Annotated in this window: 22 protein-coding genes; 12 read left to right on the top strand and 10 right to left on the bottom strand. The window is 64.7% G+C overall.

Annotation, left to right across the window (positions count from 1 at the left end):
- Positions 1–58 precede the first annotated feature (58 nt).
- The 5 genes from P5W98_RS21380 to P5W98_RS21360 form a co-directional block, all read right to left on the bottom strand.
- Positions 59–556 carry a chemotaxis protein CheD gene (locus P5W98_RS21380; RefSeq protein WP_421026098.1) on the bottom strand — a complete coding sequence of 166 codons (498 nt, stop codon included), beginning with the start codon at positions 554–556 and terminating at the stop codon, positions 59–61.
- Positions 543–1,394: a CheR family methyltransferase gene (locus P5W98_RS21375; RefSeq protein ID WP_421026099.1), complete on the bottom strand. Its 852-nt coding sequence runs from the start codon at positions 1,392–1,394 to the stop codon at positions 543–545. The genes P5W98_RS21380 and P5W98_RS21375 overlap by 14 nt, the downstream gene beginning before the upstream one ends.
- Before the next feature lie 15 nt (positions 1,395–1,409).
- Entirely contained in the window at positions 1,410–3,107 is a 1,698-nt protein-coding gene (locus P5W98_RS21370; protein ID WP_421026100.1) for a methyl-accepting chemotaxis protein, read from the bottom strand.
- Between the two features lie 254 nt (positions 3,108–3,361).
- Complete coding sequence (locus P5W98_RS21365; protein WP_421026101.1) at positions 3,362–4,798, bottom strand: DUF3443 family protein; 1,437 nt, start codon at positions 4,796–4,798, stop codon at positions 3,362–3,364.
- Positions 4,799–4,812: 14 nt separating this feature from the next.
- Positions 4,813–5,283, bottom strand: coding sequence for a DUF2844 domain-containing protein (locus tag P5W98_RS21360; protein ID WP_421026102.1), 471 nt, complete (start codon positions 5,281–5,283; stop codon positions 4,813–4,815).
- A gap of 404 nt (positions 5,284–5,687) precedes the next feature.
- On the opposite strand from P5W98_RS21360, the gene P5W98_RS21355 reads away from it, so the two are divergent.
- Both P5W98_RS21355 and P5W98_RS21350 read left to right on the top strand, forming a co-directional pair.
- Positions 5,688–6,038, top strand: coding sequence for a hypothetical protein (locus P5W98_RS21355; protein ID WP_421027039.1), 351 nt, complete (start codon positions 5,688–5,690; stop codon positions 6,036–6,038).
- Between the two features lie 21 nt (positions 6,039–6,059).
- On the top strand, positions 6,060–6,581 hold the full coding sequence (locus P5W98_RS21350) for a YMGG-like glycine zipper-containing protein (RefSeq protein WP_421026103.1): 522 nt from the start codon (positions 6,060–6,062) through the stop codon (positions 6,579–6,581).
- A gap of 11 nt (positions 6,582–6,592) precedes the next feature.
- On the opposite strand, the gene P5W98_RS21345 is transcribed toward P5W98_RS21350, so the two are convergent.
- Positions 6,593–9,823, bottom strand: coding sequence for a transglycosylase domain-containing protein (locus tag P5W98_RS21345; protein WP_421026104.1), 3,231 nt, complete (start codon positions 9,821–9,823; stop codon positions 6,593–6,595).
- Positions 9,824–10,151: 328 nt separating this feature from the next.
- Here P5W98_RS21345 and P5W98_RS21340 point away from each other — a divergent pair, with 328 nt between their 5' ends.
- Entirely contained in the window at positions 10,152–10,484 is a 333-nt protein-coding gene (locus tag P5W98_RS21340; protein WP_421026105.1) for a hypothetical protein, read from the top strand.
- A 201-nt stretch (positions 10,485–10,685) separates the two neighbouring features.
- A complete protein-coding gene (locus P5W98_RS21335) occupies positions 10,686–10,955 on the top strand; it encodes a hypothetical protein (RefSeq protein WP_421027040.1) in 270 nt (89 codons plus the stop codon).
- A gap of 113 nt (positions 10,956–11,068) precedes the next feature.
- Here P5W98_RS21335 and P5W98_RS21330 read toward each other — a convergent pair whose 3' ends face one another.
- Positions 11,069–11,791 (bottom strand): response regulator transcription factor, encoded by a 723-nt coding sequence (locus tag P5W98_RS21330; RefSeq protein ID WP_421026106.1) that lies wholly within the window; start codon positions 11,789–11,791, stop codon positions 11,069–11,071.
- Positions 11,792–12,012: 221 nt separating this feature from the next.
- On the opposite strand from P5W98_RS21330, the gene P5W98_RS21325 reads away from it, so the two are divergent.
- Positions 12,013–13,533 (top strand): MFS transporter, encoded by a 1,521-nt coding sequence (locus P5W98_RS21325; protein WP_421026107.1) that lies wholly within the window; start codon positions 12,013–12,015, stop codon positions 13,531–13,533.
- Here the strand turns inward: P5W98_RS21325 and P5W98_RS21320 are convergent.
- From P5W98_RS21320 to P5W98_RS21310, 3 genes are all read right to left on the bottom strand, one after another.
- Positions 13,530–13,799 (bottom strand): hypothetical protein, encoded by a 270-nt coding sequence (locus P5W98_RS21320; RefSeq protein WP_421026108.1) that lies wholly within the window; start codon positions 13,797–13,799, stop codon positions 13,530–13,532. The genes P5W98_RS21325 and P5W98_RS21320 overlap by 4 nt on opposite strands.
- Positions 13,800–13,879: 80 nt before the next feature.
- Positions 13,880–14,311: a DoxX family protein gene (locus P5W98_RS21315; protein ID WP_421026109.1), complete on the bottom strand. Its 432-nt coding sequence runs from the start codon at positions 14,309–14,311 to the stop codon at positions 13,880–13,882.
- A gap of 266 nt (positions 14,312–14,577) precedes the next feature.
- The gene (locus P5W98_RS21310; RefSeq protein ID WP_421026110.1) at positions 14,578–14,739 is read right to left on the bottom strand and encodes a hypothetical protein; all 162 of its coding nucleotides are present in this window, start codon (positions 14,737–14,739) and stop codon (positions 14,578–14,580) included.
- 230 nt (positions 14,740–14,969) lie between these two features.
- Between P5W98_RS21310 and P5W98_RS21305 the strand changes: the two genes are divergently transcribed.
- The 7 genes from P5W98_RS21305 (at position 14,970) to P5W98_RS21275 (ending at position 25,222) form a co-directional block, all read left to right on the top strand.
- On the top strand, positions 14,970–15,815 hold the full coding sequence (locus P5W98_RS21305; RefSeq protein WP_421026111.1) for a helix-turn-helix domain-containing protein: 846 nt from the start codon (positions 14,970–14,972) through the stop codon (positions 15,813–15,815).
- A 487-nt stretch (positions 15,816–16,302) separates the two neighbouring features.
- Positions 16,303–20,109: a nitrate reductase subunit alpha gene (locus P5W98_RS21300; protein WP_421026112.1), complete on the top strand. Its 3,807-nt coding sequence runs from the start codon at positions 16,303–16,305 to the stop codon at positions 20,107–20,109.
- The gene (narH, locus tag P5W98_RS21295) at positions 20,106–21,629 is read left to right on the top strand and encodes a nitrate reductase subunit beta (RefSeq protein WP_421026113.1); all 1,524 of its coding nucleotides are present in this window, start codon (positions 20,106–20,108) and stop codon (positions 21,627–21,629) included. The genes P5W98_RS21300 and narH overlap by 4 nt, the downstream gene beginning before the upstream one ends.
- A complete protein-coding gene (narJ, locus tag P5W98_RS21290) occupies positions 21,630–22,328 on the top strand; it encodes a nitrate reductase molybdenum cofactor assembly chaperone (protein WP_421026114.1) in 699 nt (232 codons plus the stop codon).
- Positions 22,329–22,380: 52 nt separating this feature from the next.
- A complete protein-coding gene (gene narI / locus P5W98_RS21285; RefSeq protein ID WP_421026115.1) occupies positions 22,381–23,064 on the top strand; it encodes a respiratory nitrate reductase subunit gamma in 684 nt (227 codons plus the stop codon).
- A gap of 20 nt (positions 23,065–23,084) precedes the next feature.
- On the top strand, positions 23,085–23,882 hold the full coding sequence (locus P5W98_RS21280) for a peptidylprolyl isomerase (RefSeq protein ID WP_421026116.1): 798 nt from the start codon (positions 23,085–23,087) through the stop codon (positions 23,880–23,882).
- 23 nt (positions 23,883–23,905) lie between these two features.
- The gene (locus P5W98_RS21275) at positions 23,906–25,222 is read left to right on the top strand and encodes an MFS transporter (RefSeq protein ID WP_421026117.1); all 1,317 of its coding nucleotides are present in this window, start codon (positions 23,906–23,908) and stop codon (positions 25,220–25,222) included.
- The last annotated feature ends 9 nt before the right edge of the window (positions 25,223–25,231 follow it).

The following is a 25,231-nucleotide window of genomic DNA, read 5'->3' as shown; positions in this document are numbered from 1 at the left end:
GAACGAGAAGCGGCGAACTCGATGCGCGAGCTCCGGGAATGCGCGGCGGGCGCATGGTTCACCCCGGGCGCGAAAAGCGGCGCACGGCGTAGTCCTGCTGCCCGCAATCGATGGTCAACTGCCGGCCGCACTCGCCGCCCACATCGGTATGGATCACGCGCACGCGCGCATGCGCGAGCAGTTGCTGCGCCATGCGCACGTTCAACTCGCCTATCGGCTCGTGAATCGTGGTGCGGTGATGCATCATGTTGGCGCCGCCCGCCAGCACCGCTTCGATTTCTCCTTCGGCCGCGCCCTGCGCGCCCATCATCGAGATCAGCGCGGGCAATGCGTCCACCACGTATTTGGCGTCCTGGCCGGCGCGCTCCGCTGCCGTCCCGCGCAGCTTGCCCACCGGCTGCGGCAGCAAGCAGTGCGCAAGCCCGCAGGCGCCGCGCGCGCGCCACAGCAGTCCGATGCCCACGCACGAACCCAGCGTCGCGCGCAGGATGCGGGCGTCTTCGCGGGTGCTCACCGCGATCTCGCACATCCGCACCTGCACGTCACGCGTGCTCATGGTCGCGCTCCTCGCGAAGCTGGCCGTTGCGATAGACAAGGGGCTGCTCGAACGTAAAGCCCGTCGTCACGCGGCTCAGCGACTCCGATTCGCCCACGATCAGCACGGCATCGGGGCGCATCGCGCGGCGCACGTTCGCGAGCACGGCCCGCTGCCCTTCGAGGTCGAAGTAGATCAGCACGTTGCGCAGCAGCACCAGATCGAACTGGCCCAGATCGCGCGGCGCGGCATAGAGATTGTGGCGGCGAAACGCGACATGGGCACGCAACGCGTCGACCACGTCCGCCTGCGACGCATCGCTGCGAAAATACTTCTGCAGCAGCGCGGCATTGCGCTCGCGCAAGCCTTCGAAACTGCGCCCCTTGTAACTGCCCGCGCGCGCGCTCGTCAGGATGCCGTCCGAGATATCGGTGCCGACGATCGCATAGCGAAACGCAGCCTCGTGCGCCCGGAACTCCTCGCAGAGCATGGCCGTGGACCAGGCCTCCTCGCCGCTCGACGCCGCCGCCGACCACACGCGCAGCGTCTCGCCGCGATGGGCCGCGTGCCATTGCGGCAGAAAGGTCTGCGCAAAGTACTCCCAGATGCAGGGCGTGCGAAAGAACGATGTCTCGTTCGTCGTTACGAGGTCGATGAAATCGCCCACCTCATCGGCATTCGTATCGAGCACCTGCAGATAGTCGCGGTAATCCGGCAAACCGAGCGCCATCACGCGGCGGCGCAGGCGGCCCTTGAGCATGGTCCACTTGCGCTCGTTCATGGCGATGCCGGTGTGGCGGCGCACCTGCTCGAACAACGCGCGCTGCACCGACGGTTCGACATCCTGATCGATATCCACACTTCCCCCGGCGTCCTAGACCACGAAGCGCGCAACCGTGTTGTCGAGCCCCTCGGCGCCGCCCTTGAGCGATGCCGCCGCGCGCGCGATGGTGTCGCACGCGCCCGCCGACTTCTCGGTCTCCTCCGCCACCTGCTGGATCGCCGCGCTCACTTCGCGCGCGGCCACGAGCTGCTCGTCGGCGCCGCAGGAAATCTCGGAGATCGCCTGGGTGGTGCGGGCTACGCCCGCCACGATCTTCTCGAACGCCTCGCCCGCCTGCTTCGAAATCTCGCTGCCCTGCGCGACCCGCTTGACCGACTCGTTGATGAGCTTCGAGATTTCCTTGGTCGCCTGCGAGGAACGCTCGGCGAGCTTGCGCACTTCGTCGGCGACGACCGAAAAGCCGAGTCCATGCTCGCCCGCGCGCGCCGCCTCGATTGCGGCGTTGAACGCAAGCAGATTGGTCTGGCTCGCAATCTCGCCGATCACCTTGATGATCTCGCCAATGTCTTCCGACGAGCGATTGATGAGCTCCATCGCTTCGATCGAACGCGTCACCGCCTTCGCGCCGCGCTCGGCTTCCTGCTGCGTGTCCTTGGCCAGCTGATCGGCGCCGCGCGAGTTGTCGGCAATCGAGTTGATGGAAGCGGTCAGTTCCTCGATCGATGCGTTCATTTCCTCGACGGTCGCACCAAGCAACTGCGCGCCGCCCGCCACCGTGTCCGCGCGCGCGGCAATGTCCTGCGACGAGTCCTTGAACGTGCCCGCCGATTCCACGACCTTGCCGATCACGTCCGAAAGATCGCTCATCATGCTCTTGATGCCTGCGGCAAGCTGATCGATCGGCTCGTCCCCGGCCACTTCCACGTGGCCGGTCAAATCGCCCGACGCGGCGTTGCGCACCACGGCGAGCAGCTTCTCGACCTTGAGCTGATCGCTCTGCGCGCGGCGCTTCACGCTTTCTTCGAGCTCGACCTGCGCGCTAACGTCGTTTGCGAACTTGACGACTTTATAGGCGCGGCCGTTTGCGTCGAAGATCGGATTGTAGGTGGCCTGGATCCACACCACGCGCCCGCCCTGGCCGATGCGCTTGTAGCGGCCCGAATCGAACTCGCCGCGATTGAGCTTGGCCCAGAACTCGCTATAGTCGGGGCTCTGGACGTAGGCGTCCTCGCAAAACATGCGGTGGTGCTTGCCCTGGATCTCTTCGAGGCGGTAGCCGAGCGTGTCGAGAAAATTCTGGTTCGCCTGCAGCACGATTCCGTTCGTGTCGAACTCGATTACGGCCTGAGCCTTGTCGATCGCACGCAAACGCCCCTCGTATTCGGCGTGCTGCTCCTTGGCCGCCGTGATATCGGTGGCGAACTTGATGACCTTATAGGGACGGCCATCCTCGCCCAGCACGGGATTGTAGGAAGCGTTGATCCAGATTTCGCGGTCCCCGCGCCCAATGCGGCGGTATTCGCCGCGCTCAAACTCGCCGCGTCCGAGGCGCTCCCAGAACTGGCGATACGCTTCGCCCCGCACATAATCAGGATCACAAAACATTCGGTGGTGCTTGCCGCGCACCTCCTCGAGCGTATAGCCGAGCACCGCCAGGAAATTATCATTGGCATGCAGGACGATGCCCTGCAAGTCGAACTCGATCACGGCCTGCACACGGTTCAGTGCCGCGCTCACTGCACTCAACTCAACCAGTTCGAGCTGACGGTCCGGCGTCGCATGTTCCATCGATTTACCCTCGTTATTGTGTGCGCGTGGCTTTCGAGCCGATCGAGAACGGAAATCCCATGCGGCAGCCCTCGCGCTCACGAATTGGCCGCTCCTACCAGCGCTATATCGGCGCTTGCGCGACACGGCTTGACCAGGGGTTTCCGCCAGGGCAAACGTTTGCGCTGGTGCCGCTCCGGATATTTTCTTTTATGCCTTTAAAGAAAAAGCGCGCCGTTTTGCGGCGCGCTTCTCATGACAGTCGACCGGAAAAACTATCGCGAGAGATACGCAACATAGGGTCCCGTGGCCCCCGCTCCCGACGACGTGCCTTCGATCCCGTAGTAGATGCGCTGGCCGTAGAAAAACGGCATGCCCAGATCGACGGTTTGCGCAAGGAACGTGGCAAGCGTACTGAACGCGAAGTTCAGCGACGCGAACATCGCATCCGCATTGCCAATGACGATGTCCGCGGCGCCAGTCGCGCCGTTCGTGTCGGAGAGCGCGACTGAACGCTTGAGCGGCGTGGCGGGCACATAGAAGCCCTTATCCTGGATGATCGACCAGTCCTCGAAACTCAACGTGTTCGACCCCGAGTCGATGAACGTTTGCACCGTGCTGCCGTTGCCGACGCTGCCTTTGAAATTGCCCCAGTGATCGGTCGCGAGCACGGTTGCGCCCGCACCCGCCAACTGGTTGTTCGCCTGCGTGCCGATGCCGAAGATCACCGTGCCGGTCGCCGTGGGCGCGCCATCGGCGGCAATCGCCGGGGTGTCCACGATCACGCCGTTATTGTCGACCGGAAAGAGCGCCACCGGATTCGTGACCTGGTTCGCAAGCGGCATCGAGATGGGCGTGGCGAGCCCGGTGTCGGCGTAGTAGTAGCCCGTGCGCGGCGTGGGTCGCGTGCACGCCGCGCCGCAATCGTAGCGCGCGACGCCCACGCCGAGTACGCCGTTCGCGCCCAGCACCGCCGGGCTCGTGAGCGCGGTATTCCAGACACACGATGCCGGCGCAGGCGAGGCGATGGCGGCGTCGCCAATTACCTGGATGGGCACGTCGGGAGCCACCTCGCGCGCCAGCTTCACATCCGCCGCGCGCAAGCTTCCCCACGTATAGCCCGAGCCGAACGCGCCACACGCCGCCACGTTCTTGCCACTGGCGGGATCGGTTTGCACGGGCAGTGCGGCGAGCGTCGAGGCAGGAATCGCCGTTGCGTAGAGGCGCAAGCCGAATGAGCCGGTGTCGAGCAACACGTTGTCGATCGTCGCGCAATTCGTCTGCACGCCGCTGCCGGGCTGACACACGGTAACGCTCACGAGCGGGAAGTTGCGCACGGCGCTTGCCGATGAAACGAGCACCGGAATCGTATTGCCGATATCGGCAACGGAACCGCCACCCGACGAAGTGCCGGAGCCTGAACCGCCTGAACCCGAACCGCCTGAACCAGATCCCCCCGAACCCGATCCGCCCGAACCCGAACCGCTCGAACCCGAACCGCCCGAACCCGAACCGCCCGAACTCGATCCGCCCGAACCTGAACCACCCGAACTCGGGCTCTTGCCGCCCGACGCGCCGCCGCTTGCCGCGTCCGACGCCGCCGAGGCCCCTGCGGCTGTGCTGTTCGATACGGCCGGGCCGTCCCCGCCGCCGCCACAACCCGCCAGCAGCATGCTCGCGCTGAGCGCACAAACCATCATGATCCTGTTCATTGCGCGTTCCCAGCTCATTGGATCAGGTCGGCGTTGAAGCCTTGCGGCAGCGCCTTGGGCAACCACGCACGGCCCGTCAATGCACCCATATGGCCGCCCGTCTCGACGACGAGGTCAGGCTGATGCATGGCAACCGGCCCGTAGCCGCCGCGCCGTGCCGACTGCGCCACCGCCAGCCCCTTTTGCCAGACGGGAAAGTAGTTGCGGCCCAGCAGCGCGTCGAGCGAGCCGATACGCGGGCCACGCCAGGAAACGGCAAAGACGGTGCCGCTGGCGTCGAGATACTCATGGATCACGGTGTCGTTTTCGAGCATGGTCGTCGTGACGGTCCACGTCACGGTGGCCGCGTTGACGGCTGCCATCAAGCGCGTAGCCGGCGTCCGCTGCGCATCAGGAAATGCGAGCGCGCCGCCCAATCCCGCCCATGCGGGCGCAGCGGCGAGTCCTATCGCCACCGCCGTACCCACCGTCAGAATTCCTTTCATGTTGTAGTCCTTAGTAAATCGGTGACGTGCAATCAATAGTCGACGCCTCGCACCGAGCGTGCGAGCGAGTCTAAGCGGGTCGCGGCGTGCACACGGTGACCGGCTAATCGAAATGACTATTTGAATTCTTCACGCCATTACGACGCATCAGCGTCTTACACGCTGAAAGCCCTTGTTCATGGGGGGCGGACGTGCTCAGGCACGGCGACGAGAGGCCACGGACCGCCCTGGCGAACGGTCCTGTCGCATCGTTGTAACAACTCGAAAAATCAGTGGCGCTCGCGTAATTGCATTGAAGGGCGCTATGTCTTAGCGTTTCAGGATGCGCGGGCGCGCAAGGTCAGACCGGCACGAGCGCACCGCCCAATCCCGTTCTGGAGATCGTCGTGAAAAGGTCGAAATGGATGTTCGGGGCCGCCACGGCCGCTCTGGCTGCCCTTGCCGGCGCGAGCGGCGCGGCAAACGCCGCGCGCGTGGGTGTTTTCATCGGCGGCGGCGTACCCTATTACTACCCGGTAGCCCCGGTGCCTTACTACTATGCGCCGGGGCCCGTGATCGTCGCGCCGCCCCCGCAAGCGCCCGAGTACATCGAGCAGGGCCAGCAACAGGCGCAAGCGCCAGGCAACGACTACAACGAGAGCGAAAACAGCGACACGTGGTATTACTGCGACGCGTCAAAAACCTACTATCCGTATGTGAAGCAATGCTCGTCAGGCTGGCGCGCCGTGCCGGCCCAGCCCGCGCCTTCGAACTGATCCGACTACATCGAGTTGCACATGAAAACGACCTGTCTCGCGCTGCTCGCCGCTGCGGGCCTTTTGAGCGCATGCGCCGTGGTCCCGGCCGGACCGAGCGTGATGGCCCTGCCGGGCACCGGCAAGAGCTTCGACCAGTTCCGCAACGACGACTACAACTGTCGCCAGTTCGCCTTCCAGCAGGTGGGCGGCGCCACCACCAACCAGGCCACGACCAATACCGCCGTGGGCAGCGCCGTGGTCGGCACGGCGCTCGGCGCTGCCGCGGGCGCCGCGTTCGGCGGCGGCAACGGTGCGGCCATCGGCGCGGGCGCCGGCCTGCTCGCGGGCAGCGCGGTCGGCATGGGCAACGTACAAGGCTCGGCCTACGACGTCCAGCGCCGTTACGACTACGCGTATCTCCAGTGCATGTACGCCACCGGCAACCGCGTTCCCGTGCCGGGCGGCATGCAGACGCAACAGCCGTACTATCAGCCTCAGCAGCGCTATCTGCCGCCTCCGCCGCCCGGGTCGCCGCCCCCGCCGCCCCCGGGTTCGTATTGATCGGCGCTGCGTTATTTCATGCTCGCCTTCACCTGAACTGATTCGGCATCCGAATAAGCGCCGTGCGCCGTGCTGGCCCCGTCCGCGGCCACGCGTGGGTGCGCAAGCGGCAGGCTCACGCGTTGCACAGCGCCTGTCTGCCGATCGATCAACGTCATCTCCTGCGAGCCGGTTCCGGCCCTCATCTTGCCATCCGGCGCGCCCTTGTCCTCCAGCAGCGGTTGCAGCACCGGCGCGAGCGACTTCAGCAACTGCACTGAAAGCGCGCTCGTGAACGAGTAGCGGGCCGCATAGGGCTCGTGCACCCACGCAGTGAGCGTGCCGTAGAAACGATCGCCGATGACGAACACGAACGTCGCGCAGCGGTTCACCTTGCGCGACTCGATCAGGCGGGCGCCCGGCGCATACACGTTAAAGCGCTGATCGCCCGTGCCGGTCTTACCGTAGACCGGCAGCGTCTTGCCGCCGGGGAACGCCATGCCGTCGGCGAGCCGCTTGGCCGTGCCGCCTTCCACCACCGAAGCCAGCAACTCGCGCGCGACCTGCGCGATTTCCGGCGAGATGAGCGGCTGCGGCGGCGTGGCAGCATGCACGAAGCGCGTTTCGTACGGTGTGCCGCGCGCGAAGTCGAGCGATTCGAAGCTATGCGTCGGCAACTTCTCGCCGTTGCTGGAGATGAGGCCGATCAGATAAGCGAGCGCCGAAGGCCGGTCGCCCGACGCGCCAATCGCCGCGCCATACGAAGGCGTGATGTTGTCGAACGGGTAGCCGAGCGCACGCCACGACTTGCCGATCTCGGCATACGCCTTCATTTCGATCATGCGGCGAATGCGCCGGCTCTGTGTCGCGTAATAGCGCGTCTTGAAGAGCCACTTGTAGGTATAGAGGCGCACGTCGCGGCTCTGCGCCTGGATCTGCGCGAGCGTCGCCTCGGGGTGCGTGTGCAGGTAGTTGAGCAGCCACAGTTCGAGCGGATGAATACCTGCGATATAGCCGCGGTCGTTGAGATTGAATTTGTCGATCGCATACTTGTTGTAGTACCCGGCGAGATCGTCGTCGCTGAGCCACTGGAACTTGGTGTTCTTCAGTTGCGCGCGCATCTGCGCGTTGAACCACGCCGGGTCGCCGTCCGGGTTCGCGCTGCGCAGCACCGTCGCGATCCGCGCAGGCCCCTTGCGCGTGTGCTTGAGCAGGATCTGCAGCGCCTCGTCGTTGCTCTTGCCCGCGTAGCGCATGTAGAAGCGCTTCATGTAGACCTGGCTCTCGCCATCGGCGAACTGCGTGAGGTAGTGGTTGCGCACCGCCGGATCGTCGAGGTAAGCCGAGGGCGGCCCCGACACCTGGATCATCTCGTAGTGGACGATGTCGCGCATGAGCCGCACGAACACGAGATTCACCGAATGCTGGAACGCGCTCTGCACGGTGAGGATCTGCGCGTTCTCGCTCGACTCGAAATTGGTGAAGCTTTGCGCGCCGCCGCCCGTGTAGAAGGTCTCGCCCGGATTCGCGGAATATTTGCGCTGCACCGCCGCTTCGAGCATCGAGGGCAGCGAATGATCGCGCGTCGTCGAGAGATAGTCGAGCGCCCAGCGCGTGAGCGCGTCGCTCGGGTCGACCTGCGGGATCATCGCGCGCAGCGTCTTGGGATCTTCGTTGGCGTACTTCGAGTTCAACGCGCTCACGATCTGCAAATATGTGATGAGCGTGCGCAGCTTCGCAGTCGAGCCGAGATTCAGCCGCGCGCCGGAATTGATGTCGAACGGCTGGTTCACGCTGTCGGTCTGCACGCGCACGACGTTCTCGTTGCCGCGCCGCTCGAACAGCGCGAAGCTATAGGCGATCTTCGACGGATCGTCGGCGGGCGTGAGCATCTTGTCGCCCACCAGCCCCGCCGCGCGCGCGCCGTCCTTGGTCGCCGCATCGGCGAGCCGGTCGTTCACAGCCTGCTGCACGGCGTCGTCGAGCGTGGACGTGGCGGACAGATCGAGACGGTCGAGATCGTAGATCGTCTTCAGCCCTAGCGACTGCATCAATTGCGTGCGCATCGTGAGCACCGTCTTGCGCTCAACGTAGGAGGCCGGCGCGCGCGGCTTGGACTTCGTGCGATCGAGCGTGAGCTGCGTCGCGAGCGCGGCGTCGCGCAGCGCGGGCGAAATCACGCCGCCGCTGCCGAGCAGGCGCAGATAGCTGTCGGTGAGCTTGGCAAGCGCGTCGTTGTTCTTCTGCAGGAAATACGAGGGCGCGCGCTGGGCGATCAAGAGCGAGAGCACCTGGCGGAATGCGAGCGCCTGCTCGTCGAGCGTCGTTTCCGACACGGGCTCGCGCAGAATGCGGTTGACGTCGCGGAAGTCGCGCCCGTACCAGGCCGCGAGGCCGTCACCGAGACCGTTGACTTCGCCCACGCCAGCCTTCGCCGAGAGCGGCACGGAATTCAGGTAATGCACGAGAATCTGCTGGCGCGCGGGCATGGTTTGCGGGCCGTCGAGATAGGCGCGCACCGAGGCCGACGCGATCTGGCGCAGCTTCTCGGGCGGCGTCGCGGTGCGCCCGCCATCGGAATGGCGGAACTTCTCGATTTGCGTGGCGAGCGTGCTGCCGCCCGGCGTGTGCTGATGCCGGTTCACGAGCCGAGCGCCCTGATCGACGAGTGCGCGGCTAAAGCGCCCCCAGTCGATGGCCGGATTGCGGTTCGGCTGATCGGCGGCGAGCAGGTATTTGTCTTCGATGAAGAGCAGCGAGTCGCGCACGAGCGGCGGCACGGCGTCGAAGTTCTCGTAGGTGCGCTGCGGATAACGCGTGTGGAACAGCGTCGCGCCGTTCGTATCGCGCAGCACGATGCCGGCCTGGTCCTTTTCTTCATAAGGGAGGAAAAGGCCTTCGTCGGCGAGCGCGATCATGCGCGCGGAATCGCGCGCCTGCGCTGCCACGGTGAAGCCGCGCTGTTCGAGACGCGCGGTGAACGCCGGCAACTGGGCATAACCAAGCCGCACGTCGTAAGGGCCATTCGTCGTGGGGAAGCGAATGCTGTGGCTCTGCCCCGGCTCGACCGCGAAGCCGATGTCGCGCGTGAGTTCGGAGAAATAGCGCGCCTGAAGTCTTGACGTATCGATTTCGATCTGGACGATGCGCACTAGGATAGCGATGGCAACCAGAATCGCGAGGACGAAACCCCATTTGATCCACCGCCAGACCGAACCGGCATGGGTGGCAGGAAGAGGAAAACGGACCGACGGGCGGCTCATGGTTATTCTCCCTGACGTCGCGCCAGATCGCGGGTACACCGCTGAGATAGTCTATCTCGCCTGGGTGATTCGTGGGCGGCCGTATCGCGCTGCGGCGACGTCAGTCGCGTGCCCGCAACAGCCATGCCCGGCGCGCAGGGCCCCCTGCACAGCCGAGCCCGAATCGCTACTCGTGTTTCCACTGTATGCGGGCTGTGTGTCGCGCGCATGGCGTTGGCCCACGGACATCGCACGACGCCGGCACGCGATGTGCTGCCGCTATAATCTTCAGTTCCTTGTCGCTCGCGGCCGCCCGTTCCGGTCGCCCACCCGGTCGCAAACGAGACATATGAAGAAACTTGCCGTACCCCTCGCCCTTTCGCTCAGCCTCGGCGCTTGCGCCTGGTTCCAGGGCAATCCGGATTCCGGCCAGCCCGTCATCGATTCCACGACCAACCGGTCGGTTCAGGATGTCGTCTCGTGCCTGACGGCGCAGGCCACCAGGCACGGTGTGAGCTTCCAGACGAGCGCGCTGCCGCAGGGCGAAATGCTCGACTTCGGCGATTCGAACATCATCAAGATTCGCGCCGACAACGGCACGACCACCTATCGCTTCTACCCCGGCAAGCGTCATTCGGGGAACCTGTGGATCGAGAGCGCGAGCAAGACCTGCGCGCCCTGAGGCAACGTGTTTTGCGCCACGCAGCGCAAGCCTGCTTAACACGCGCTTACGGGCGCGTTCAAATTGATTACGGGCTGTAACGGCATGTAGTACGGCGACATATCGCCAGAAGCGGGATTTAAGAATCGCTTAAGTCTTCGTCCGCATCATCGCCTCACCCCGGAAGAAACGCAGCAGGAGATGCCCGTGGACTGGACTGGATTGAAGAAGCATCAAGCAGCAACCGAAGCGCGGCCGGCCAGGCCCGCGAAGCGCACGATACTGCGGCGCCTGCTGAGCCATCACGAGCTCGCCACGCTGCTGCTGTTGCTGCACGCGCCCATCAATGCAAGCGCCAAGCCCGAGATCACCACGCTGCGCGAAGCCGGTCTCGTCGAGCAAGTGCCCGGCGACACCACCGCGGGCGACGCGCTGATCCGCCTGACGCCCGAGGGCAATGCGGTGCTGCAGGGGCTCGGCATCGCGCGCTGATACTGCTCACAAGCGGGCGCAAGCAAGAAATAGCAAAACGGCGGCACGCCAAAAGCGTGCCGCCGTTTTTCATTGGCCAGTGACGCGAATCACTCCGTCATGGGTGCCGTGCATCACGCCGCCGCGAGTTCGTCGAGCGACACCGATTCGTCCTGCAAGCGCAGCAACCGGTAGCCGCTCTTGTAGACGGGCTGCAGACGAAAACCGTTGTGCTCTTCGATCTCCAGCAGCACGCGCAGGCGCGAGACATGACTGTCGATGGTGCGCGTGAGCGTATGCAGCTCGCGCCCCCAGACCATCGCGTAGATATGATCGCGCGAGAGTACGCGGCCGATATTCGCGAAAAACAGCGAAGCGAGCCGGTACTGCGTGCCCGACAATTCGACGGGCTTGCCATGCACCGTGACGGTCTGGCGGCGCATGTCGAAGTGATACGGGCCGACCTCGAGCGCCACGTTGTCGTAACGATCCGGAAAGGCGCGCCGCAGCAGCGCATTCACGCGCGCGCGAAACACCGACGGACACACCGGCAGACTCACGTAGTCGTCCGCTCCCACCGAGAACGCGCGCACGACGCTCTCGTCCGAGTCGTCCTCGGAAGCGAACAGCACCGGAATCTGATTGCCGTTCACGGCGCGCACCGTCTTCAGCAATTCCGCGCCCGAAAGACGCGATCCCTGCCAGTCGAGCACGAGCATGTCGACGGTGGACGCGGCCAGCGCCTTGGCGAGCGTGATGCCGTCGCTGAACGGCATGCATGCGTGGCCGCTTTGCGTGAGCGTCCGCTCGATCAACCCGCGCTGGCCAGCGTCGCGCTGGAGAATTGCGATGCGCATAGAAACCTCCCTTTTCCGAACAAAGCGCGAGCAATTCTGTGGAGATGTGCAAAGGCAGCCCATAAGAGGACTCTGAATTGCAACCAGGAGCGGGTAATTCCTGCGACGTCGGCGTGAAGACCTGACAGGCCCGCTGCCGAGACGATGGCAGGCGCCGCCATGCTTCGATCTTTCACGTCGCACTGAAACGTCATGGCGGCCCGCGTTCTAAGATACGTCGCATGAATACGCCATCGGCCCCTTCGCCCCGCTCCCCATACTTCACGCCCGCGCTCATGCGCGTAGTGGGCACCGTGAGCGTGGGCTTCGTCGTGACGCAACTCGACGTCACCATCGTCAACATCGCGCTGGCGCGCATCGCTACCGACCTGCACGCGAACGTCGCCGGGCTGCAATGGATCGTCGACGCCTACACGCTCGCCTTCGCCGTGCTGATGCTCTCGGGCGGCGTGCTCGGCGATCGCTACGGCGCGCGCCGCATGTACGCGGCCGGGCTCGTGATGTTCGCTCTCGCCTCGTTGGCCTGCGGGCTCGCGGCCAACCCGGCCTTGCTGATCGCGGCGCGCGCGCTGCAAGGCGCCGGCGCGGCCGCGATGCTGCCCAACTCGCTCGCGCTCCTGAACGAGGCCTGCCGCCACGAACGCACGCTGCGCGCCCGTGCCGTGGGTTTCTGGACCGCCGCCGGCGCGATTTCGATCGCCGCCGGACCGATTGCCGGCGGCCTGCTGATCGCCGCCTTCGGCTGGCGCAGCATCTTTCTCGTCAATCTGCCGCTCTGCGCGGCAGGCCTCGCGGCCACGCTGGCGTGGATTCCTGCATCGCGCAACGCAAGCAGCGTGGCTGCGAACGCCCCGGCGCAGCGCCCGCGCAGCCTCGACCTGCGCGGCCAGTTGCTTGCCGTCGTCGCCCTCACGGCGTTCACCGGCGCGGTGATCGAGTGGCGGCCGCTCGGCTTCGCGCACTGGGCCGTGTGGGGCGGCTTCGTGCTGGCGCTGGCCGCAGGCGCCGCGTTCGTCACGCTCGAAGCGCGCATCGAAGCCCCCATGCTGCCGCTCGCCATGCTGCGCAACCGCATCTTCAGCACGGCCGTGCTATTCGGCGTGTGCGTGAATCTGACCTACTACGGCACCGTGTTCGTGCTCGCGCTGTTCCTGCAGCATGCGCGCGGCCAGTCGCCGTTGCAGGCCGGGCTCACCTTCATCCCGCTCACGGGCGGCTTCCTGCTCTCCAACATCGCGAGCGGACACGTGGTCGCGCGCTACGGCACGCGCTTGCCGATGATCGGCGGCGCGCTGGTGGCGGGGCTCGGCTATGCGCTGCTGATTCCTGTCGATGCGAACACGCCGCTGATCGCGCTGCTCGCGGCGTTTCTGCTGATTCCCGGCGGCATGGGACTCGCGGTGCCGGCCATGACCACGACGGTGCTGGCCTCGGTCGAACCGGCCCGCGCGGGCACGGCATCGGCATTGCTCAATACGGCGCGCCAGGCGGGCGGCGCGGTGGGCGTGGCGGCGTTCGGCGCGCTCACGGGCAGCGGCGCGGCGGCGCAGGTCGTGAGCGGCCTGCACGCGGATACGGCAATCTCGGCCATGCTGCTTCTGGTGGCGGCATGCCTCGCCTGGAGCATGCGCTCGGACGCGACGGCCCCTGCCACTCTCAACGTCACGCACACGAGCGCACCGCGCCGGGGAAAACGCGCATACGAATCAGGCGTGGAAGACAACGAAGCCGCGCGCGGCTAGAGCGACGCTTCCTGAATTGCACCCGTGCTCAGCGCACGTTCGATCAGCCCTTCGGTTTGCGCCTTGCGAATGGCATGCGCGATCAGCCGGTCGGGCTCCTCGAGTTCGGCCTTGAGTGTGCCGAGCAGCCCCGAGGCATCGAGTATCACCAGCGTCTTCGCGGTATCGGCGGTGCTGATCAGCACGCGGCGCGTGCCGTCCTCGGCCAGGCTCGCGCAGAACTGCCCGGCCCGGCCCCCCACGTTGAATTCGAAGTGTTCTATCACAGCGGGCTCCCAAGTTTCCTGGTGGATCTTGTTCGTTATAGGCGTGCCGCATGTAACGGTGTGGGCAACCGGGCTAGCCTTCAGCCCCGCAGCCCGCTGCGCGGCGCACGCAGCCCATCGAAAGAAGCACGTCCCGCGCCCGTTACCGCGAGCAGCAGGAACCCGCCCGCGATCGCGATGTTTTTCCAGAAATGCACGACCGCGTCCTGTTGACGCGCGGCCTCGGTGATATTCCAGAAGTCATGCCCAAGTACCGCCGTGACGATGGTGTAAGCGGCCAGCACGAATGCCACGAAGCGCATGCGCACGCCGAACACGAGCGCGAGTCCGCCGAGCAACTCCACTCCGGTGGCAACGGGCGCCATGAATTGCGCATAAGGCACGCCATGCGCATGCAGATAAGCGATGAACCCCGCGTACCCCAAAAGCTTCATGGCGCCGCCCCATAAAAACAGAATCGCGAGCGCAATTCGGGCGATGAAGATGATCAGGGAATCCGCGGGACGTGTCATGAAGGGCTCCGATATGCAATATGGCAGTGACATCGGTCTCTTCCTACAGTTCCCTACTTAATGGATTACGCGTATATCAACAGACAGATCGGCGGACCGCGAGTCAGCGCCCGTGAACGAAACCGACATCGGGCGGCAGCAGTCGCCGCCCCGGCAGATATTGATTTGCACTGCCATCTATGTGGCAGCCGGAAACGCCCTTGCGGCGCCCGCGATCCGCGTTTACCCGCACGCGCTCGCCTTCGGAGACCGGCTTGCTGGCACGCTCAATGCTTATGACGCATGCCGTGTCCGCGGTGTGCGTCGAGCCAGCGCGACACGCGCTCTTCGAGCACGCCCCGGCTATGGCGCGACACGGCCCAGATGGCGGCGCTCACCACCACCATCACGATCGGGCCTAGCAGATAAGCAACAACCGTTTCCCTCATGGCCATCTCCTGTCGTTGGGACTTGGTGCTTTAGCGCTTGGTCCCACCCATGCAACGCCCGCCATGCTATCAACCAAATTGTGAGATATGAATTCTAGGCGAAACGCGGGGACATCGATAAGCGCCTTGCGCGAACGTCGCAAACATTTTTTCGCGCGGATTGCTTATGACACGGGACCATTACCTCACCGGTAATCGACCGGGCGCGTCTTTTCGCTAGAATCGGCCGCATGAACCCGCTCGCGAACGCCTTCGTGGCCTCCTCCGCCTTCCAGCCGGCCATCGGCACGGCGCGCCGCAGCGTGGGCGAGCTGTTGCGCGAATGGCGATTGCGCCGCCGCATGAGCCAGATGCTGCTCGCGAACGAAGCGGACATTTCCACGCGGCACCTGAGTTTCGTGGAGTCGGGCCGCTCGCTGCCCAGCCGCGAGATGGTCATGCATCTGGCCGAACGCCTCGACGTGCCGCTGCGCGAACGCAACGCGCTGCTGGTTGCGGCGGGTTATGCGCCGCTCTACCGGGAGCGCGCGCTCGACGACCCGCAGCTCGCGGCGGCGCGCGAAGCGGTCGAGCTGGTGCTGCGCGGCCACGAGCCCTACCCCGCGCTCGCGGTCGACCGGCACTGGAATATCGTGGCGGCCAATGCCTCGCTCGCGCCGCTCGTCGGCGACGCCTCAGCCGCGCTGCTGGCCGCGCCCGTAAATGCGCTGCGTCTTTCACTGCATCCCGAGGGCGTGGCGCCGCGCGTCGTCAACTGGCATGCGTGGCGCGCGCATCTGCTCACGCGCTTGCAGCGGCAGATCGAAGCGAGCGCCGATCCCACCCTCGTCGCACTCCACGACGAACTGGCCGCCTATCCCGCGCCGCCGCAGGCAACTCCCGCCAGCGCCGAGCCGGTTCAGCACGCAATTGCCGTGCCGCTGCGCATACGAACCGCGCTCGGCGAGCTATCGTTTTACAGCACGACCACCGTATTCGGCACGCCCGTCGACATTACGCTTTCCGAACTCGCGATTGAAGCGTTTTTCCCCGCCGATTCACAAACCGCACAAACGTTGCGCACACAATCAGTTTGAGACGCCATATAGATGGCGTGGTGCCTCGATTCAAAATTCGAGCCAAGCGCTAATTCAGATTTCCGACGTATTCATCAAGATCATGAAAACCGTTGCTTAATCGATTCGATGCGGATTTTGGAATTTTGTGCGACTCATCGCGTTCGACGGCTTCGATTCGTTGCGCGCGCCCCCTCGACCGCCCCCCGGGGGCTTCCCCAATCCCCTCTAGCAATCCCGGAAATTCCTCGAATAATCATTGCCACGCTATTCCCATAAAAATATAACGAAAACGATTCCAAACATTTAAACCCGACCATTCAAAAAACGGCTGAATACCCAATCGTGCACAATGACCGCGAGGGACCAGTATTCATTCAAATTGCATTGCATGCACGGTGCGTAAAAATCCGCATCGCCAATGGAATTTATTTCTTGCACTCTCTTTACTTCTTTACGATCTTCCCCTTAAATCACACCTGTCCCTGCCACAGTAGCTGGAGATGCCATGAGTCATTTTCTTGATCGTCTGCGTTACTTCACTACTGCCAGGCCGCAATTCGCGGACGGCCACGGCGCCGTGACCGACGAAGACCGCAAATGGGAAGACGCTTATCGCACGCGCTGGGCCCATGACAAGATCGTGCGCTCCACGCATGGCGTCAATTGCACCGGCTCGTGCTCATGGAAGATCTATGTGAAGGGCGGCATTGTCGCGTGGGAAACGCAGCAGACCGACTATCCGCGCACGCGCCCCGACATGCCCAACCACGAGCCGCGCGGCTGCTCGCGCGGCGCCTCGTACTCCTGGTACCTCTATAGCGCGAACCGCCTGAAATATCCGCTCGTGCGCAGCGCGCTCGTGAAGCTGTGGCGCGAGAAGCGCCGCACGCTCTCGCCCGTGCAAGCGTGGGCCGCCATCGTCGACGACGGCGAGGCGCGCCAGAGCTACCAGTCGCGGCGCGGCCTCGGCGGCTTCGTGCGCGCCGACTGGAGCGAAGTGACCGAGCTCGTCGCCGCGGCCAACGTCCATACGATCAAGCGACACGGCCCCGACCGCGTGGTGGGCTTCTCGCCCATTCCCGCCATGTCGATGGTCTCGTATGCGGCCGGCTCGCGCTATCTCTCGCTGATCGGCGGCGTATGCCTCTCGTTCTACGACTGGTATTGCGACCTGCCGCCGGCCTCGCCGCAAACGTGGGGCGAGCAGACCGACGTGCCGGAATCGGCCGACTGGTACAACTCCTCGTTCATCATGCTGTGGGGGTCGAACGTGCCGCAAACGCGCACGCCCGACGCGCATTTCATGGTGGAGGCGCGCTATCGCGGCGCGAAGATCGTGTCGATCTTCCCCGATTACGCCGAAGGCGCGAAGTTTGGCGACATCTGGCTGCATCCCAAGCAAGGCACCGACGCCGCACTCGCGCTCGCGATGGGCCACGTGATCCTGAAGGAATATCATCTCGCCGGCAAAAGCACATATTTCGCCGATTATTGCCGCCGCTTCACGGACATGTCGTGCCTCGTCACGCTCACGGAGCGCGACGGCCAGTACGTGCCCGATCGCTACCTGCGCGCCTCCGACTTCGCCGATTCTCTTGGCCAGACCAACAATCCGGACTGGAAGACCGTCGTGATCGATTCCGCGAACGGCGCGTTCGCGGCGCCGCTCGGCTCGGCGGGCTTCCGCTGGGGCCAGCAGGAAGGCGGCGACCTCGGCAAGTGGAACCTGCGCGAGGAAAACGCCCAGGGCGCATCGCTCGTGCCGGCGCTCTCGCTGGTCAAAGGCCACGATCAAGTGGTGGACGTGGCGTTCCCATACTTCGGCAACCTCGCGCACGCGCACTATTCGCATACCGATCATCAGTCGGTGCTGAGCCGCCGCATTGGCGTGCGCCGCGTGGCGACGCGCGACGGCGAGAAGCTCGTGGCCACCGTCTACGATCTCTTCATCGCGAACTACGGCCTCGATCAGGGCCTCGGCGGCAAGGACGTCGCGCAAAGCTATGACGACGACGTGCCGTACACGCCCGCATGGCAGGAAGCGATCACCGGCGTGAAGCGCGCCGACGTGATCAACGTCGCTCGCCAGTTTGCGGAAAACGCGGACAAGACCCAGGGCAAGTCGATGGTGATCATCGGCGCGGGCATTAATCACTGGTATCACATGGACATGGCGTACCGCGCCATCATCAACATGCTGGTGATGTGCGGCTGCGTGGGCCAGTCGGGCGGCGGCTGGTCGCATTATGTCGGCCAGGAGAAGCTGCGCCCGCAAACGGGCTGGACCGCGCTGGCATTCGCGCTCGACTGGAGCCGCCCGCCGCGCCACATGAACGCCACCTCGTTCTTCTACGCGCACACCGACCAGTGGCGCTACGATCCGATGAACCCCACCGACCTGCTCTCGCCGCTCGCGGACAAGTCGGCGTATCACGGCACGCCCATCGACTACAACGTACGCGCCGAGCGCATGGGCTGGCTGCCCTCGGCGCCGCAGCTCGGGTGCAATCCGCTCGAACTCGGGCGCGCGCTCGGCGACGCCACGCAGGCAGGCGCGGCAGTGGCGGGCAAGCTCAAGGACGGCAGCCTCAAGCTCGCCTGCGAGGACCCCGACAACCCCGCCTCGTTCCCGCGCAACCTGTTCGTATGGCGCTCCAATCTGCTCGGCTCCTCGGGCAAGGGGCACGAGTACTTCCTCAAGCATTTGCTCGGCACCACTAACGGCGTGCAGGGCGAGGAAGTCGCGAAGAATGGCGCAGCGCGTCCCGAAGAAGTCGTCTGGCACGATGAAGCGCCGCGCGGCAAGCTCGACCTGCTCTGCACGCTGGACTTCCGCATGTCCACCACCTGCATGTACTCGGACGTCGTGCTGCCCACGGCCACCTGGTATGAGAAGGACGACATGAATACGTCCGACATGCATCCGTTCATTCACCCGCTCTCCGCGGCCGTCGATCCGGCCTGGCAAGCGAAGAGCGATTGGGAAATCTTCAAGGGCATCGCGAAGCGCTTTTCGGAATTGAGCGTGGGCCACCTCGGCAAGGAGCGCGACGTGGTGCTCTCGCCCATTGCGCACGATGCGCCGGGCGAGCTCGCGCAGCCGTTCGGCGTCGCCGACTGGAAACGTGGCCAGTGCGAGCCGGTGCCGGGCAAGACCATGCCTGGGGTGACCGTGATCGAGCGCAATTACCCCGAGACGTATCACCGCTTCACCTCGCTCGGGCCGCTGATGGACAAGCTCGGCAATGGCGGCAAGGGCATCAGCTGGAACACCGAGGACGAAGTGAACGAGCTCGGCGCCCTCAACTATCGCTATCCGAACGAGCCGAAGTCCGGCGACGCCGCGGGCCGCCCGCGCATCGAAACCGCGCTCGACGCAGCCGAAACGATTCTCTCGCTTGCCCCCGAAACCAATGGCGAAGTGGCGGTCAAAGCGTGGGAAGCGCTCGGCAAGATCACCGGCGTGCGGCACGAACATCTGGCCGAGGCGCGTGCCGACGAGAAAATTCGCTTCCGCGATATCCAGTCCCAGCCGCGCAAGATCATTTCGTCGCCCACGTGGAGCGGCATCGAATCGGAACACGTGTCGTATAACGCGGGCTACACCAACGTGCACGAGCTGATCCCGTGGCGCACGCTGAGCGGCAGACAGCAGCTTTATCAGGATCACGAATGGATGCGCGCATTCGGTGAAGCCCTGTGCGTGTACAAGCCGCCCATCGACACGGGCAGCTACGCGCACATGGAAGGCACGCGCTCGAACGGCAATCCCGAGATCGCGCTGAACTTCATCACGCCGCACCAGAAATGGGGCATTCACAGCACCTACACCGACAATCTGCTCATGCTCACGCTCTCGCGCGGCGGGCCGATCGTGTGGATCTCCGAGAAGGACGCCGCGCAGATCGGCGTGGTCGACAACGACTGGATCGAGTGCTTCAACTCGAACGGCGCGCTATGCGCGCGAGCCGTGGTAAGCCAGCGCATTCCGCGCGGCATGGTGATGATGTACCACGCGCAGGAGAAGATCGTGAACACGCCGGGCTCGGAAATCACCGGCACGCGCGGCGGCATTCACAACTCGGTCACGCGCATTTCGGTCAAGCCCACGCACATGATCGGCGGCTATGCGCAACTGGCTTACGGCTTCAATTACTACGGCACGGTCGGCTCGAACCGCGATGAGTTCCTGCTCGTGCGCAAGATGAAGAAGATCGACTGGCTCGACAGCGAAGAAACGCCCGTAGGCAACCTGCCGTCCCCCGTCAATGCTCCAGTCAATGCGGCCGCCCGCGAAGGAGAAACGTCATGAAGGTGCGCGCGCAGATTGCGATGGTGCTGAACCTCGACAAGTGCATCGGCTGCCACACGTGCTCGGTCACCTGCAAGAACGTCTGGACGAGCCGCGAGGGCATGGAGTACGCGTGGTTCAACAACGTCGAAACCAAGCCCGGCATCGGCTATCCGAAGGAGTGGGAGAACCAGGAGAAGTGGCGCGGCGGCTGGGTGCGCAAGGCCGACGGCAAGATCGAGCCGCGCCAGGGCAACAAGTGGCGCCTGCTCGCGAAGATCTTCGCCAACCCGCATCTGCCCGAGATCGACGACTACTACGAGCCGTTCACCTTCGATTACGCGCATCTGCAGGAAGCCGGCAACACCAGGGCGATGCCGGTCGCGCGGCCGCGCTCGCTCGTGAGCGGCGAGCGCATGGAAAAAATCGAATGGGGGCCGAACTGGGAAGAGATTCTTGGCGGCGAGTTCGAGAAGCGCGCGAAAGACTATAACTTCGAGAACGTGCAGAAGGACATCTACGGACAGTTCGAAAACACCTTCATGATGTATCTGCCGCGTCTGTGCGAGCATTGCCTCAATCCGGCGTGCGTGGCCTCCTGCCCCTCCGGCTCGATCTACAAGCGCGAGGAAGACGGCATCGTGCTGATCGACCAGGACAAGTGCCGCGGCTGGCGCATGTGCGTGTCCGGCTGCCCCTACAAGAAGATCTACTACAACTGGAAAAGCGGCAAGGCCGAGAAGTGCATCTTCTGCTATCCGCGCATCGAGGCGGGACAGCCAACGGTGTGCTCGGAAACCTGCGTGGGGCGCATCCGCTACCTTGGCGTGCTGCTCTACGACGCCGACCGCATCGAGCAAGCCGCAAGCGTGGCCGACGAGAAGGACCTCTATCAGGCGCAGCTCGACGTGTTCCTCGATCCGTTCGATCCGGCCGTGATCGAGCAGGCCGCGCGCGACGGCGTTCCGCAGGCGTGGATCGACGGCGCGCAGCGCTCGCCGGTCTACAAGATGGCGATCGACTGGAAGATCGCGTTCCCGCTGCACCCCGAGTACCGCACGCTGCCGATGGTCTGGTACGTGCCGCCGCTCTCGCCGATCAATTCGGCCGCGAACAGCGGCGACCTCGGCATGAACGGCTACCTGCCCGACGTGGAGGCGCTGCGCATTCCGCTGCGCTATCTGGCGAATCTGCTGACCGCCGGCGACGAGCAACCCGTAAAGTTGGCGCTCGAGCGCATGCTCGCGATGCGTGCGTTCATGCGCGCGCGTCACGTGGACCGCGTCGATGCCACCCAGGTGCTCGATCAAGCGGGGCTTTCGCTGCATCAGGTCGAGGAGATGTACCGCTATCTCGCGATCGCGAATTACGAAGACCGCTTCGTGATTCCCACCACGCACCGCGAATATGCGGAAGACGCCTTCGATCTGCGCTCGGGTTGCGGCTTCACCTTCGGCAACGGCTGCTCGGACGGCCGCAGCGAGGCCAGCCTGTTTGCCCCCAAGACCGGCTCGCGCCGTATTCCGATTCAGGAGATCTGAATGTTTGCGCCACGCCCTCCCAATCGCCTCACGTTCCGGCTGCTTGCCGCGTGCCTCGAGTACCCGACCGAAGCGCTGATCAGCGCGCTCGACGAGGCGCGCGAACTCGTGCAAGGCGAACGCGCGCTGCGCGGCGAGACGCGCGAGCATCTGCTGCGCTTTCTCGACTATCTCGGCTCGCGCGACCTGCTCTCGCTCCAGGAGAACTACGTTGCGCTGTTCGACCGCGGCCGCGCCACCTCGCTGCATCTGTTCGAGCATGTGCACGGCGAGTCGCGCGAGCGCGGCCAGGCGATGATCGACCTGAAGCAGATGTACGAGCGCCATGGGCTGCTGCTCGGCCCCGCGCAGCTGCCCGACTACCTGCCGGTATTCCTCGAATATCTGTCGATCCTCGAAGCCGGCGAGGCGCGCTCGCTGCTCGGCGAAACCCTCTCGATTCTGCAGGCGATCACTGCCGAGCTGAGCCGCCGCAACAGCCATTACGCGTATGTGACGGGTGCGGTGCTCGCGCTCGCGGGCAACACCGAAACGGCGCTGCCTGAGGAGGCCCACGACGACGACGCGAACGCGCCGCACGACGGCCAGGATCTCGATGCGCTCGATGCCGCCTGGAGCGAGGAGCCGGTGAAATTCATGGGCAATGCGCAGCCGGCGGTGGCGCCCGTGGAGTTCCATGCGCGCCGGCCGTCGCGCTGAAAGCCGCACCTGTACACCGCGCGGCCTGCCGCGCATTCAGCAAGGAGCAGTCATGGGCCAATATTTCCACCAGTTTCTGTTCGGCATCTATCCGTACATTTGTCTGGCGGTGCTGCTGTTCGGCTCGCTGGTACGGTTCGACCGCGAGCAATACACCTGGAAGAGCGACTCGTCGCAACTGCTGCGGCGCGGCGCGCTGCGCGCCGGCAGCAACCTCTTTCACTGGGGCATCCTGGTCGTGGTGATGGGTCACTTCGTGGGCTTTCTCGCGCCGCACTGGCTCGTGGCGCCGTTCATCTCGGCGTCCGTGCACCAGCTGCTTGCGATGGTCGCGGGCGGCACCGCAGGCCTCTTCGCCATCATCGGACTCACGATGCTGATCGCGCGGCGCCTCGGCGATGCGCGCATCCGCCACAACAGCAGGACATGGGACATCGTGATCGTGCTGATGCTGTGGGTGCAGCTCGCGCTGGGACTCGGCACCGTGGTGCTCTCGGCGGGCCACATGGACGGCGCGATGTTCGAGCAGCTCACCGACTACGTGAAGGGCATCGTGACGTTCCGCGGCAACATCGCCGGTCTGCTCGACGGCGTGCCGCTCGTCTACCAGACGCACATCGCGCTCGGCTTCACGATCTTCCTCGTTTCGCCGTTCACGCGCATGGTGCATATCTGGAGCGGCATCGCTTCGGTGGCCTATCTGCTGCGTCCGTACCAGCTCGTGCGCAAGCGCTGAAACATCAAGGAAACCGGTCCATGAATGCCGATTCGCAAACCGTGGCGGACGCCGGACATGATGCGCCCGCTCGCGTGAACCATGTCGAAATCGATCTGAACGCGATCGCCGAGGAAAGCCGCCATCATGGCGACGACCCCGATCCGCAGCTCGCAGCGCGCCGCTCGCTGGTGGTGCGCGAACTGCTGCGCCAGCGCGCGGTGCAGCTCGAATTGATCGACGCCGCGAGCCCGCTCGACGACGACGTGCTCGAAGCGCTGCTCACGCGCGAGTTGCGCACGCCGGAGCCGACGCCCGAAGACTGCCGGCGCTTCTACGAACAACACCCCACGCGTTTCATCCGCAACGAGATCGTCTACGCGAGCCATATTCTCTTTGCCGTGACGGACCGCGTGCCGCTCGCGCTGCTGCGCCAGAAAGCCGAGGAAACGCTCAATGCGCTGCTGGCCGCGCCGGAGACCTTCGAGGCGCGCTCCCGCGAACTTTCGAACTGCCCCTCGGCGGGCGTGGGCGGCAGCCTCGGCCAGTTGATGCGCGGCGACACCGTACCCGAGTTCGAGAGCGCACTGTTCGACCATGCCGACGAAGGCCTGCTGCCGCGTCTCGTGCGCACGCGCTTCGGGTTTCACCTCGTGCGCATCGAGCGCCGCGTGGCCGGCGAGCCGGTCGCGTTCGAGGACGCCGCCGACGGCATCGCGCGCTTTCTTGCGGAGCGGGTCCGCCACAAGGCCATTCAGCAATACGTATCGATTCTGGCTTCCGAGGCCACGCTCGAAAATGCCGCCGTCGATGCCGCCACGAGCCCGCTGGTCCAGTAAGCCAGGCAACCGAGGAAGATGTCATGAATCAGCGCAACATCCCGGCACGCAAGCCCGCGAATGCCGACGCCCCGCCTGTCACGGCCGACGCCAAAGCATGGTCCGTACTGTTTGTGAGCACCTTCGCGTTCCTCGTCTGCTTCGTGGTGTGGATGATGTTCGGAGTGATCGGCGTGGAGTTGCGCGACGAACTCAAGCTCAATAGCACCGAGTTCGGCCTGCTCACGGCCACGCCCGTGCTGACCGGCGCGGTGATGCGGCTGCCGCTCGGCACGTGGACCGACCGTTTCGGCGGGCGCATCGTCATGACGATCCTGCTGGTGGTCTGCGCAGTGCCGGTGTATATCGTCAGCTACGCCAATCAGTTCTGGCAATTCCTCGCGATTGGCCTTTTTCTCGGCTGCGTGGGTGCTTCCTTCGCGGTGGGCACGCCCTATGTCGCGCGCTTCTTTCCGCCCAAACAGCGTGGCTTCGCGATGGGCTTTTTCGGCGCGGGCACCGTGGGCGCTGCAGTCAATCTGTTCGTGACACCGGAACTCGAGAAGCTCTATGGCTGGCGCTTCGTGCCGCGCGCCTATGCGGTCGCGCTGCTGGTGACCGCCGTGATCTTCTGGCTCGGCTCCGCACGCGACCCCGGCGCGGGCAAGACGAACGGCTCGTGGCTCGACGCATTCAAGGTGCTCGGCGACTCCCGCGTCTGGCGCCTGTGCCAGTACTATTCGATCACGTTCGGCGGGTTCACGGCGCTTTCGCTGTGGATTCCTCAATATCTGAAAGCCGAGTACGGAATGTCGATCGTGATGGCGTCCGCGTTCGCGGCGGGCTTCTCGCTGCCCGGGTCGGTGTTGCGCGCGGTGGGCGGCGTACTCGCCGACAAGTTCGGCGCGCACAGCGTCACATGGTGGGGCTTGTGGGTCGCGTGGATCTGCCTCTTCATCCTCTCGTACCCAGCCACGGACTTCGTGATTCACACCATCGACGGCACCGAAACACTGCATATCAGCATGCCGCTCGCGGGCTTCGTCGCGCTCACGTTCGTGCTGGGGGGCGTGCTGGCGTTCGGAATGGCGTCGACTTTCAAGTATGTGGCCGACGACTTTCCCACCAATATGGGCGTGGTGACCGGCGTGGTGGGCCTCGCGGGCGGGCTGGGCGGCTTCCTGCTGCCGATCCTGTTCGGCGTGTTGCTCGACCTGCTGAAGATCCGCTCGAGCTGTTTCATGCTGCTCTACGGCGTGGTGTGGGTCTCGCTCATCCTGCTCTATATCACCGAGGTCAAGCGCGCACCGATTCTCGGCGACAAAGCAGCCCGGCAAGCCGGGGTGCCCGCGCGCTCGTAGGCGCGCTCG

Source organism: Paraburkholderia sp. A1BS-2L (genome assembly GCF_051125205.1).
Lineage (GTDB): Bacteria > Pseudomonadota > Gammaproteobacteria > Burkholderiales > Burkholderiaceae > Paraburkholderia.
This window is presented reverse-complemented; position numbering and strand designations above follow the sequence as displayed.

Coding starts and splice junctions, on each gene's coding strand:
- P5W98_RS21380 (WP_421026098.1), bottom strand. CDS start 556: ATGAGCACGCGTGACGTGCAGGTGCGGATGTGCGAGATCGCGGTGAGC.
- P5W98_RS21370 (WP_421026100.1), bottom strand. CDS start 3,107: ATGGAACATGCGACGCCGGACCGTCAGCTCGAACTGGTTGAGTTGAGT.
- P5W98_RS21365 (WP_421026101.1), bottom strand. CDS start 4,798: ATGAACAGGATCATGATGGTTTGTGCGCTCAGCGCGAGCATGCTGCTG.
- P5W98_RS21360 (WP_421026102.1), bottom strand. CDS start 5,283: ATGAAAGGAATTCTGACGGTGGGTACGGCGGTGGCGATAGGACTCGCC.
- P5W98_RS21355 (WP_421027039.1), top strand. CDS start 5,688: ATGTTCGGGGCCGCCACGGCCGCTCTGGCTGCCCTTGCCGGCGCGAGC.
- P5W98_RS21350 (WP_421026103.1), top strand. CDS start 6,060: ATGAAAACGACCTGTCTCGCGCTGCTCGCCGCTGCGGGCCTTTTGAGC.
- P5W98_RS21345 (WP_421026104.1), bottom strand. CDS start 9,823: ATGAGCCGCCCGTCGGTCCGTTTTCCTCTTCCTGCCACCCATGCCGGT.
- P5W98_RS21340 (WP_421026105.1), top strand. CDS start 10,152: ATGAAGAAACTTGCCGTACCCCTCGCCCTTTCGCTCAGCCTCGGCGCT.
- P5W98_RS21330 (WP_421026106.1), bottom strand. CDS start 11,791: ATGCGCATCGCAATTCTCCAGCGCGACGCTGGCCAGCGCGGGTTGATC.
- P5W98_RS21325 (WP_421026107.1), top strand. CDS start 12,013: ATGAATACGCCATCGGCCCCTTCGCCCCGCTCCCCATACTTCACGCCC.
- P5W98_RS21315 (WP_421026109.1), bottom strand. CDS start 14,311: ATGACACGTCCCGCGGATTCCCTGATCATCTTCATCGCCCGAATTGCG.
- P5W98_RS21310 (WP_421026110.1), bottom strand. CDS start 14,739: ATGAGGGAAACGGTTGTTGCTTATCTGCTAGGCCCGATCGTGATGGTG.
- P5W98_RS21305 (WP_421026111.1), top strand. CDS start 14,970: ATGAACCCGCTCGCGAACGCCTTCGTGGCCTCCTCCGCCTTCCAGCCG.
- P5W98_RS21300 (WP_421026112.1), top strand. CDS start 16,303: ATGAGTCATTTTCTTGATCGTCTGCGTTACTTCACTACTGCCAGGCCG.
- narH (WP_421026113.1), top strand. CDS start 20,106: ATGAAGGTGCGCGCGCAGATTGCGATGGTGCTGAACCTCGACAAGTGC.
- narJ (WP_421026114.1), top strand. CDS start 21,630: ATGTTTGCGCCACGCCCTCCCAATCGCCTCACGTTCCGGCTGCTTGCC.
- narI (WP_421026115.1), top strand. CDS start 22,381: ATGGGCCAATATTTCCACCAGTTTCTGTTCGGCATCTATCCGTACATT.
- P5W98_RS21280 (WP_421026116.1), top strand. CDS start 23,085: ATGAATGCCGATTCGCAAACCGTGGCGGACGCCGGACATGATGCGCCC.
- P5W98_RS21275 (WP_421026117.1), top strand. CDS start 23,906: ATGAATCAGCGCAACATCCCGGCACGCAAGCCCGCGAATGCCGACGCC.